This is a genomic window from Micromonospora sp. DT228 (assembly GCF_049841595.1).
Taxonomy (GTDB): Bacteria; Actinomycetota; Actinomycetes; order Mycobacteriales; family Micromonosporaceae; genus Micromonospora.
Genome location: NZ_JBNCKO010000107.1, coordinates 1 through 229, shown reverse-complemented (window position 1 = coordinate 229; position 229 = coordinate 1). Strand labels below are relative to the sequence as shown.

Sequence of the window (229 nt, the reverse complement as noted above, 5' to 3'; positions counted from 1 at the left end):
CCGGTGAGCTGGCGTTCTACCGCTGCTGGTCACCCAACCTCGTCCCACTGCATCACCTGGTCACCGTCGCCGGCCGACGCTGGAGCATCGAGGAATCGTTCCAGGCCACCAAGACCGGCCTCGGCCTGGACCAGCACCAACACCGCCGCTGGCGGGCCTGGCACCGCTGGACCACCCTCGTCATCGCCGCACACGCGTTCCTCGCCGCCGCCACAGCGGCCAGCACCAC

Annotated in this window: 1 protein-coding gene; it reads left to right on the top strand. The window is 70.3% G+C overall.

Features of this window, described 5'->3' with window-relative positions:
- On the top strand, nucleotides 1–229 hold a 229-nt coding region (locus tag ACLQ29_RS35600), incomplete at both ends, for a transposase (RefSeq protein WP_425775729.1).